This is a genomic window from Candidatus Cardinium sp. cByotN1, assembly GCF_022810525.1.
GTDB lineage: Bacteria > Bacteroidota > Bacteroidia > Cytophagales > Amoebophilaceae > Cardinium.
The window spans coordinates 1-9,419 of sequence record NZ_JAACGG010000069.1 but is presented as its reverse complement, the minus strand read 5'-3'; the positions used below and the strand labels follow the sequence as shown (position 1 = coordinate 9,419).

The following is a 9,419-nucleotide window of genomic DNA, read 5'->3' as shown; positions in this document are numbered from 1 at the left end:
GCGCGTTTTTTCCTAGCATACGCCATAGTGGTGAACGGAAACAAAATTTAACTTAGCCTAACAGCATATAATAAAATTTATTATAAAAAATTTTTAAAGTTAAATGTATTATTATAATAACAAAAAATAAGTATAATGACAAAAAAAAATGATACAAAGATCAGATGTATTAAGCGCGTAGATGGTAGGATTAGGGGGTGATGTTTATAAGGTACCATAATAATAAAAATTGGCTTATATTTGCTTCTTATAGCATAAGAGTGATCTATATTCCCTACTATGCTCGAAAAAAGCTAATAAAATTCCATGATTGTAATCAATGACCTTACCTATCATTTGGGTAAACGAACCCTATATGATTCAGCTTCCCTTCATATTAAGCCCAAAGATAAAATTGGCCTAATAGGCCCAAATGGAGCTGGAAAATCTACTTTATTAAAGATTATTACCGGTGACCTTACACCCGATAGCGGCAAAGTGACCAGAAGAAAAGAGTGCTCTATTGGTTTTCTCAACCAGGATCTGCTTTCTTATCAATCTCAAGACAGTATTCGCAATGTAGCCATGGAAGCTTTCAGTCAAGCATTGGTTACGCAAAAAAAAATTGAAGCTTTATGCCAACAGATGGAGGTCAACTATTCGGATGATTTGCTTGCTCAGTTATCGCATCTGCAAGAAACGTTTGAGCGGATAGGTGGCTATGATATACAGTCAAGAACGGAGGCCATGTTAGAGGGTATGGGTTTTACTACCAAAGATTTAGATCGTTCACTTGCTGAGTTTTCAGGAGGTTGGCGCATGCGTGTTATGTTTGCCAAGCTGCTTTTGCAACAACCTTCTTTACTGATATTGGATGAACCAACCAACCACCTCGACTTAGTCTCTATTAAGTGGGTGGAAGCCTATTTAAAAAACTATGATAGTGCTTTTATAGTGGTTTCACACGACAGAAGCTTTTTAGATGGTACTACTAGTAAAATTGTAGAAATTTCTGAGAAAAAGTTTACTGTTTATGTAGGCAACTATAGTGCGTATGAAGTACAAAAATCAGAAAGAAGTGAATTACTCGAAAATGCCTATGCCAATCAACAAAAACAACTCAAACATGCACAAGAATTTATAGATCGTTTTAGAGCCAAGGCTAGTAAAGCCAAACTTGTTCAATCTAGGATCAAGGCATTAGATAAAATAGATAAAATAGAAGTCCCTTCTGCCCATCGTAAAACGATAAAAATTCAGTTTTCCATCAAGCAAAATCCTGGCAAAATTATTGCGGTAATAGATAAGATCAATAAGGCTTATGGTCCTGTATCTATTTTAAAAGATGCGGCCGTAGAAATTAATCGAGGCGATAAAATCGCTTTAATTGGTGCTAATGGACGTGGTAAAACGACTCTATTGCGTATTATAGCTGAACATGAAGCCGCTGAGCAACAACAAAGGAGCTTTGGTAATAATGTAGAGATGGCTTTTTATGCCCAGCATCAGTTAGAAGCGTTAAATCTAGAACATACTATTATAGAAGCCTTACGTGCCCATAGTAGCCATAGTGATGGCACAGAACGTACGGAACAAGAATTGCGTACCATAGCAGGTATGTTTCTTTTCACTAAGGATGATGTATTTAAAAAGATAGCCGTGCTCTCTGGTGGCGAAAAAGCACGAGTTGCCTTAGCCACCGTACTGCTCTCTCAAGCAAACTTTCTATTACTGGACGAACCAACCAACCACTTAGATATTCATTCTATTGATACACTTGGACAAGCGCTACAGCAATATGAAGGTACTTGTTTATTTGTATCACATGACCGTAATTTTATCCAACAGGTAGCCAATAAAATTTGGTATATCGAAAACAAAAAAGTAAAGGTATTTCCAGGCAGATATGAAGAATTTAAAGAGGTGGTGAACTTGAGTTAGATAGCCAGCTTATCTTGCATTGTTGGATATAAAACCTTAAATTTGGCTTCTTTATAGTTAATGGCTTAGTTTAATACTCAAACTAGCCTTAACTTAAATTAAGTGGAACAAAGCCATTTATCAATAAACAGTTCATATATCTAAGTTGTTTTTATTTTGCTGTATATCAGCTGAATAGCTGATATGAATACAGTAACAATTACTAATTAATTAAAATTTACCATGAATAGATTTAAAAAAAGTATAGCATGCTTAATGGTGTTAAGTTTGATGCCATCACCTAAAGCTGCAGCAGAGGATTGGAGTTATGGTATAAAAATAGCAGGAACTACTTCTTTTGGTACATTATCTGATCAAGAAAAGAAACATAGTAAGTTATTGCAATCTAACGGATCGGAATTAGCAGCACTAAAACAAGTACCAATCTTAGGAGAGGCAGTATCATTCGGACAAAATGTAGCAGGATTAAATTATAGTATGTGGAATCCTTGGTTTGGGGCTGCCCTATATATGGAACGTTCTTTTAACGATCATATAGGATTAGGCGTAGAGTTATTGTACAATAGATTTGATAAATCTATTAAATCTACTGGGATATCCTTGCGTAACAAGATCTGCTCTGTCCATACGATTGCAAACAACACGCTACTCACATGGTACTGGACCAGGGTTATTCGGCCAGATTTTAAAGATGATTACTTTCTGGGTCGTCTTTTCGCGGGCTTGCACATTTGCTATTGTATCAAGCGTACTCAAAAAGGTGAGTCTATGTCTTATCCGATAGAATTAGGATCAGACACTGATGGTTCTACAGGCTCGCCTTCTAGTAAGAACGAAAAGAGACTTAAAATTGGGTTTGTAGGTGGAACTTCTTTGGAATTTCCAAATGGGTGGCTTCTAGAAGTAAAAAGCATGCTGCCTTATAATTTATTAAACATGAAAAATAAGGACGAACGCCCCTTGTTTACCTCTATCCATCTTTCTGTAGGCTTTAATTTAGCCAAACTATACTAAATTCTTTTTTCCCTTTTGTAAAAGCTGTTGAAAGCATCCTTTACACCTCTACAAACAGAATCCAGGCTTTAGCCTCCATTGCAACTGTTTTGCTGGTCATTTGTAAGAGGTGCTTTCAATAGCTTTTTACTAGTTGGACTTCTTGCTTTTTTTGCGTATTGTGCCATAGGGCTAAATAAAAACTAACCATATGATAACGCTTACAAGCATGAGCATACGCATAGAATTATCCTGGAAAAATCAACTGGCTACAGAATTTGAAAAACCCTATTTCAAAAAGCTAACAGATTACGTAAGGGCGGCCTATCAAAATAGCACCATTTACCCAGCGGCTAAAAATATATTTAGAGCCTTTGAGCTATCAACTTTTACCGATACAAAAGTAGTGATTTTAGGACAAGATCCTTATCATGGTCCAGGACAAGCAGATGGATTGGCTTTTTCTGTACCTTTAGGGGTTGCTTTGCCCCCTTCATTACAAAATATTTTTGCAGAACTAGAGACAGATATGGGTATTGAAAAACCTACATCTGGCACATTGGATGGTTGGGCTCAGCAAGGTGTATTGTTATTAAATGTCATTTTGACGGTAGAAGCACATAAAGCAGGGTCCCATCAAAACCAAGGTTGGGAACTGTTTACTAACGCGGTGATCAAAGTCATTTCGGAACGCAAACAACAAGTGGTATTTATGCTATGGGGCCGCTATGCAGGGCAAAAGGAAGCCTTAATCGATTCCCAAAAACACCTGATACTAAAATCAGCACATCCCTCTCCACTCTCTGCCCATAGGGGATTTTTTCAAAATAGACATTTTAGTAAAGCAAATGCTTATCTGCTAGCCACAGGGCAAAAGCCTATTGCTTGGTAGGTCTATTGGGCCTATGAGCCAGGTTACATAACCAGGACGTTTGCGAGGGCTTTCATTAAAAAAAATGAGTACCTTATACTGTTTATATCCCATTTAAAGTTGCTGGAATATTTAGGCATGACTAGCAAAATCAATCTAAATGGCAAGGTGCCTGTTGATGCCAGAACAAACATCGAGGTGCATGGCTAATGGTGTCAACTTCATGCCACAATCAATGGATATACGTTTACGTCATTGCCTGAACAATAACAGATAGACAAAAAAGTCTTATACCAATTCCTTGTAGTACGCACAATATCTTTTAAGCGGACAAATGGTACAATTCGGTTTTCGTGCTTTGCAAATATACCTGCCATGTAGTACAAGCCAATGATGAGCATATTGGTGCCACTTCTGATCTATCACTTCTAGTAGCTCATTTTCTACTTTTTGGGGTGTGTTGCCTTTTGCTAGTCCAAGCCTTTTGGCTACTCTAAATACATGCGTATCGACCGCAATAGTTGGTTGGTTAAACAAACAGTTTAATACAACATTAGCTGTTTTTCTGCCTACGCCTGGCAATTGTAACAGTTTGTCAAAGTGGCTGGGTACGCGGCTATTATACTCATTGATCAATCGGTTACATAAACTAATAATATGTTTGGCTTTATGGTTAAATAATCCAATCGATTGGATATATTTTTTCAACCCTATTTCTCCAAGGCGTAGCATTTTCTCTGGTGTATCATATGCTTCGAATAAAGGTTTTGTAGCTATATTTACAGATATGTCAGTAGCTTGTGCAGATAAGATTACGGCTACTAATAAGGTAAACTCATTTTTATAGACTAATTCTGTTCTAGGGTTCTCATTTTTATGGCTTAAAATCTTAAAAATTTTATTAACTATTGGTTTTTTCATAAAATGTTAATAATAAAGCCTAAATAGATTGTATCCGTGCAGGAATCTGGTAAGGCTACGTACAAAAATAAAAACGTCTCTTGTGAAAATTTGCGTTTTTTGCTACCCTGCTCATAGCATTAAACAAAACTTAACCTTACAAATTTAGCATCATAGCAGATTAACAATGACTAATTTAATACATCCTGAAGTAGGCAGTAAAATATTACCAGCCAAAAAACTAGTAATATTGTTGCACGGTGTTGGTTCTAATGGGCATGATTTAATCAAATTAGTTCCACATATTAAAGATAGTTTACCAGATTGTCACTTCATGGCTCCTCATGGGGTAGAACCATATGATATGGCTCCTTATGGGAGGCAATGGTTTAGTTTACAAGATCGAACTCGTTATGTGATGAAGAGGTTGCTGGGCAGTAATGTTGCATCAGTTACAGACATCATTCACCAAAAGCAACTGGCGCTCAATCTTACCAATAAAGAGACCATTATTATGGGCTTCTCACAAGGAGCTATGATGGCTATATATTTAACACTGATACAAAAGGAGCCTTTCCTAGCTACCGTAGGATTTTCCGGATTATTAGTGGCGCCTTCACAATGCATCAATAGGGCTACGCCGATTTGTCTAGTTCATGGGATGTTAGATACGGTAGTAACCGTAGATGCTATAGATCATGCATTAGCCTATTTATCTCAGCATAATGTACCCTGCAGTGCACATAAACTAGATCAGCTTGCACATTCGATAGACCATAGAGGATTAGACATTGCCGTTAATTTTATAAAAAATAGTCAGATTAAAGGCATACCCTGATGTAAGGTGTTGCTACTCATGTTCTGCATCAGTCTAATAGTTGGCTACTCCTCAACCATTCGTGCTATGCACTATTAATGGTAAGAAATTATAACTGTGTATAGGTCTAAATATAAGTAATCGGCATCTTAGCCACGTAGCTACGCTGTTAGGAAGTATGCTAGTGTTATATATATTAACTAAAAAAGCTATATATATGGGGTATAAACTGGATGCTTATATAAAATCTTTCGTAGGCTATATCAAGTTGCTAAAGGTTCTGCTTTAACAAACTTTACTTAGGTAAACGGCTATCTTTATGTCTAAAGTTTCGATCGTTTGGCTACGGCGTAATTTGCGTCTAGCGGATAACAAGTCTTTTGCTGCTGCATTGCGTAATGCAGATAAAGTGTTACCAATTTTTATTTTTGACACTACTATTCTCAAGAGATTTCAAAATCCTTATGATCGACGGCTCTCTTTTTTAGCCAATACGCTTTGTTTAGTTAATGAGCAACTACAAAAACTAGCAGGGAAACTTTTTGTGTTTCATGGCACGCCTTTGGAGATCATCCCTAAACTGGTTAAACTTTTAAAAATTCAAGCTATTTATGCCGATCAAGACTATGAGCCAGCCAATATAGAACGAGATAGAAAAATTCAAAACCTACTAGCGAATCAATGTACCCTATATTTATATTGTGACCATTTGCTAATAAAACCTGATCTAATTTTAACAAAATATAACGAGCCATATAAGGTATATACCCCTTATATGCAGGCCTTTAGAACCCATATAGTCAATCAAGGGACAATAGCACAGAATAGGCTACTAACAGAATATACCTATCAATTGGAAGGTAGATTATTGATTCCTCCACCATTAGATGCTCAATCTATTGACTTAAGCTTAGGAGAAGAAGCCATGTTACAACAGATTGGCTATCTATATACAAAAGATGCTTTATGGGATCCTAAAAATGCCCATCATGTTTTAAATAGTTTTATTAAAACTAAAATAGACCATTATAAAGCAAATCGAGACTTTTTACAAATTAATGGTACCAGTATTTGCTCTCCTTATTTAAGGTTTGGGCTTATATCTATCAGATCATGTTATCGAAAAGCATTGGCTCTAGCATCAAATTTAGGTGCTATTACTTGGGTGAATGAATTAATTTGGCGTGAGTTTTATACTTATATTTTATATCATTTTCCCAATACAGTGGATCAAGCATTTCAAGAAAAATATCGTGGTACTATACCTTGGAATAGCAAACAAGAAGATTATGATAAGTTTATTCATGCGCAAACAGGTTATCCTATAGTAGATGCAGCCATTAAACAGCTATTGTTAGAGGGGTGGATGCATAATAGAGCAAGAATGATCGTAGCGAGCTTTTTTACTAAAAATCTGCTGTTAGACTGGCGTAAAGGTGAAAATTTTTTTGCTCAGTACCTTATGGATTATGAACTAGCTTCCAATGTTGGTGGTTGGCAATGGTCAAGTTCTTGTGGTACAGATGCACAGCCTTATTTTCGGATTTTTAATCCTTACCTTCAAGGAAAGAAATTTGATCCTGATGCGCAGTATGTCAAAAAATACTTACCTAGCCTACAAACAATACCTGCAGATGTTATCCATAATGCAGATTTTCATAAATTATATCCCCATTATCCCAACCCTATGGTTGACTATGGGTTATCTAGAGTAAGGGCTATAGAAACTTTTAAAAAAGCAGGACAATAACTTATAATCAATCATTGCTTTTAACTTTACGCTTTCCTAAATTTTCTTATTAATCAACCAGTTACTAAATTACTAACCTCAAAAATAATACGACAGGCGATAGAAAAATTATACTCATTAATCTATAACAACTGTTTCATAACATCATTTTTAGATTTGTTTTTTTGTTTATTATTTAGGATTTTCCAGTTAAAAACTCTTACGAGCACTTTCATAAAACTTGTATGTGCGTTACACTTACGATCTGCCTCTTCAGATAGTATGGTGGTGCTAAGATTGGTAAGCTAAAATGCGATTATGTTTTTAGAAAAGTTTGTTAAACAAACAATTTATTAGGTTAACTTCATTGTCTATGCAGCCCTATCACTTGGTGCCTCATAAAAAAAACGGCTCCATCAACTATATCTTTTGTTTTTCTTTCTAAGACCCAACAAAATAGCCTTTATCAAATAACGATTTATCTATGATCTACTATTCCACTACACTTTTAATGGTATCGGTCTTTTTGATATTCACTCTTCTGGTAGGGCTTTGCGCTACTAAAAAGGCAATTACATTTCGGGAATATGCTGTAGGCAATAAATCCTTTCATACCAATACCCTGGTGTTTACAACGTTGGCTACAATTATTGGAGGAGGAGTCATGATGTTTTATATACCAAGATTCTATGATCGAGGTATATTTTACACGATTAGTCTCATTATCTCCTATGTGATCAGGTATGCGATGCTCAGTCTGCTGGGGCTGCGTATGGGGCCATTTATGCAACATCTCTCTATTGCAGAGACTATAGGTAGCATATATGGTAAGTATCCAAGGCTTATTGTTGCTTGTCTGAGTATCTGCTGGATGATTGTTGTTGTTTCTGTTCAAATCAATGTAATGTCCTCTATTATCGCCATGTGTATAGATTCGATTGATCCTCGTATCTTTACCATGTTGGCTACTTTAATCCTTATTATTTATGCTACTTTTGGGGGTATTCGTGCTGTTACCGTTACGGATGTATGGCAGTTTATAACTTTTACTATCATGATTCCCCTGCTTATTAAGTTTGTATTTATAAAAACAGGTAAGTCCTTTTTAGAGGATTTTTTGTTTTTGCAAAAGCACGAAAAATATAGATTAAGCCATTTCTTCGAAGTTGATAGCAACACACAAAACTCGAGTCTGCTTTTGAAGTTTCTAAGTCTTGCATTTTTTATACCTCCCCCAATTATACACAAAGCCTATATGCATGCTAGTCCTATTCAAATCAGAAAAGTATTTTTGTATGTGAGCTTGATAATACCTCTTATACTGCTTTTTATATCTATGATTAGCCTATTTGTTTTTGTAGGAGATCCCAATCTCCCCGAAAAGGCAATTTGGCCATATATACTGGCTGATATGCCACCTGTTTATAAAGGATGTTTGATGATTAGTGTATTAGGCATGACCATGTCCACAGCTGATTCTAATCTACACACTGCTTCGATTATGTTTAGCCATGATGTGGTGCAAATTATTCGAGGTATAAAACGAGACCCCTACATAGACCAGCTTCGAATCGCCAAATTAACTGGATTATTTACAGGCCTACTGTCTATGATTTTAACCCTTTACTATCTTAACCTATTTGAACTAGTTAATTGTGTGTTGCAGCCTCTTACATTAGGTATGACGACTATAGTGAGTCCCCCTTTTATTTTAGCTGTTTTTGGTTTTCGGGGTACTCCTTGCACGGCTTTGGTCGGAATGGCTACAGGTATAGTAGTCACTTGTGGTTGGTACAACTGGGTTGAATCTGCCATAGCATTATATGGTGTTTTATGGGGTATTCTAGCCAATGGCCTGGCTATGATGGCCGCCCATTATTGGCTAAAACAACCAAAAGGTCAAGGCTGGGTTGGGTTAGATCCGCAACAAAAAAGAATACAACAGCTTATACGAGCATTTAAAAGATATAAAAAGCGTCTAGACTTAGAGTAAATAAGGAATTTTGTTTTAGCCTTTGCTTGTATCTGTTCAGGAGATGGCGTCAACTTAAGGGATATATTTAATTGATTATTATATATAATAATATATAAAAAAACACCCCTTGTAAAATAGTTGCGATCAGCAAGTGACCCTTATAGCTGACATAGAAAAACAGCAGGAATGGATGTTGCAGGGTGGATGCTGTTGT

General features: G+C 36.2%; 7 protein-coding genes. 6 read left to right on the top strand and 1 reads right to left on the bottom strand.

Annotated elements, in window-relative coordinates; all coding sequences use genetic code 11:
• The first annotated feature begins 306 nt into the window (after nucleotides 1–306).
• From abc-f to MUW73_RS02005, 3 genes are all read left to right on the top strand, one after another.
• Nucleotides 307–1,920 (top strand): ribosomal protection-like ABC-F family protein, encoded by a 1,614-nt coding sequence (gene abc-f, locus MUW73_RS02015; RefSeq protein ID WP_243018133.1) that lies wholly within the window; start codon nucleotides 307–309, stop codon nucleotides 1,918–1,920.
• Between the two features lie 222 nt (nucleotides 1,921–2,142).
• Nucleotides 2,143–2,934, top strand: coding sequence for a PorT family protein (locus MUW73_RS02010; RefSeq protein WP_243018132.1), 792 nt, complete (start codon nucleotides 2,143–2,145; stop codon nucleotides 2,932–2,934).
• 208 nt (nucleotides 2,935–3,142) lie between these two features.
• Nucleotides 3,143–3,805, top strand: coding sequence for a uracil-DNA glycosylase (locus MUW73_RS02005; RefSeq protein WP_243018131.1), 663 nt, complete (start codon nucleotides 3,143–3,145; stop codon nucleotides 3,803–3,805).
• Nucleotides 3,806–4,072: 267 nt separating this feature from the next.
• On the opposite strand, the gene nth is transcribed toward MUW73_RS02005, so the two are convergent.
• Nucleotides 4,073–4,705: an endonuclease III gene (gene nth, locus MUW73_RS02000; RefSeq protein ID WP_243018130.1), complete on the bottom strand. Its 633-nt coding sequence runs from the start codon at nucleotides 4,703–4,705 to the stop codon at nucleotides 4,073–4,075.
• Nucleotides 4,706–4,871: 166 nt separating this feature from the next.
• Between nth and MUW73_RS01995 the strand changes: the two genes are divergently transcribed.
• The 3 genes from MUW73_RS01995 to MUW73_RS01985 all read left to right on the top strand — a co-directional run bounded on the left by MUW73_RS01995 (nucleotide 4,872) and on the right by MUW73_RS01985 (nucleotide 9,223).
• On the top strand, nucleotides 4,872–5,522 hold the full coding sequence (locus MUW73_RS01995; RefSeq protein WP_243018129.1) for an alpha/beta hydrolase: 651 nt from the start codon (nucleotides 4,872–4,874) through the stop codon (nucleotides 5,520–5,522).
• A gap of 298 nt (nucleotides 5,523–5,820) precedes the next feature.
• Nucleotides 5,821–7,251 carry a cryptochrome/photolyase family protein gene (locus tag MUW73_RS01990; protein ID WP_243018128.1) on the top strand — a complete coding sequence of 477 codons (1,431 nt, stop codon included), beginning with the start codon at nucleotides 5,821–5,823 and terminating at the stop codon, nucleotides 7,249–7,251.
• A 463-nt stretch (nucleotides 7,252–7,714) separates the two neighbouring features.
• Nucleotides 7,715–9,223 (top strand): sodium:solute symporter family protein, encoded by a 1,509-nt coding sequence (locus MUW73_RS01985; protein ID WP_243018127.1) that lies wholly within the window; start codon nucleotides 7,715–7,717, stop codon nucleotides 9,221–9,223.
• Nucleotides 9,224–9,419 lie beyond the last annotated feature (196 nt).